Origin of the sequence: Microcystis sp. LSC13-02 (assembly GCA_002282935.1) — a bacterium.
Lineage (GTDB): Bacteria > Cyanobacteriota > Cyanobacteriia > Cyanobacteriales > Microcystaceae > Microcystis.
On sequence record MTBT01000143.1, the window covers coordinates 1 to 1,280 of the forward strand.

A 1,280-nucleotide genomic window follows, 5' to 3' on the forward strand; every position below is an offset into this window, starting at 1 on the left:
GCCGGTGCGGAACCCCGCAAGGGAAAGAAGCAGAAACCTAAATCGTGAGGTTTGGGAATCACCGTCCGTTTACGGCGGTGAGGATGTCAACCTGTTCTGAAATATCCTGTTGACCAGAATTTCCTAAACCTGCAATTGCCAGGAGAAAGCTAGAAGCATCAGTGATCAGTTCTGTTTGATGGGTTGATTTATAGTGAAGATAGTCAAGGAAACTAGCAAGTTCCACCAAAGCATCTTCAGGAAGAGAGTTGACTGCTTCCAGTAGCTGTTGTCGTTCTATAGTGCTTCTATCCATTGCTAAATCTTTTAGTAAATTGTCTTAACTATAATTTATTTGATTATTTAATCGACTATGATTTTTTTATCTTAATCTAGTCTAACATTTACGGTGATCGCACCATGAATGAAGCTAGAAAACGGGTTTCTTGAAGAAACCCGTTTTCTGTGGGTAACTATTTTTTTGCTCTGAGCTTTGTAAGGCACTCCCTACCACAGCATTAGTCACAAAGGTATTGTAATCTGCAATGTTCGTGGAGGTTGCATCCCGAGTCCCAGATGTGACAAACACTAAACGATATTGATCACCTGGATTGAGACCGGTAGGTACAGTGACGATCGCCGCTTGTACAGCACTAGCGGTTCCGAGAGTCACCAAGGCGATTCCCGATACAAGGCCAAGTATAGGTAATTTTTGCCTTAGTGTATAGATATTAGTCAATGTTGCCAGTCTAAGCGATAGACTCTTAGTATTGTTACCCCCCCCGATTTTGTCAAGGTAAAACAAATTAAAAAATTATTAAAATTTAATTAAGAAAAGTTAAGAAGGCGAAGCCTATTCCCTGTTCCCTTACTTCAATCTTTGAGAAAACAATACATTTATGCTATTATGACCAAGTAGAGGTTAGATAAAAAAGATGAGCGAATCAGTAACAATTGCAGATATTTACCAATTGTTCCGCACTTCTGCTGAGGAGTTTGATCGTCGTTTAAAAGAAAGCGATCGCCGGATTGAGCAAGCCAAATTAGAAAGCGATCGCCGGATTGAGCAAGCCAGATTAGAAAGCGATCGCCGTGCTGAAGAAGTTGAGCAGTATCGTGCTGAAACAGCACGCATCCTCGCTGAAGCCAAATTAGAGAGTGAGCGCCGTACTGCTGAAAACGAGCGCACTATAGCAGAACTTAAGCGTCTGGTAAATAGCCTGACTACGCGATGGGGACGCTTTGTGGAAGAATTAGTCCAACCGGCGGTTTTGCGACTGTTTCAGGAAAAAGGTATTGAT

General features: G+C 42.0%; 1 protein-coding gene and 2 pseudogenes. 1 reads left to right on the forward strand and 2 read right to left on the reverse strand.

Annotated features, from left to right (window positions below):
• Positions 1-58: 58 nt before the first annotated feature.
• Both BGL89_RS08660 and BGL89_RS08665 read right to left on the reverse strand, forming a co-directional pair.
• Positions 59-295, reverse strand: coding sequence for a hypothetical protein (locus BGL89_RS08660; RefSeq protein WP_286825370.1), 237 nt, complete (start codon positions 293-295; stop codon positions 59-61).
• Positions 296-475: 180 nt separating this feature from the next.
• Positions 476-682, reverse strand: a pseudogene (locus tag BGL89_RS08665) (PEP-CTERM sorting domain-containing protein); the annotation flags it as partial.
• A 232-nt stretch (positions 683-914) separates the two neighbouring features.
• Here BGL89_RS08665 and BGL89_RS08670 point away from each other — a divergent pair.
• Positions 915-1,280 (forward strand): annotated as a pseudogene (locus BGL89_RS08670) (DUF3782 domain-containing protein); the annotation flags it as partial.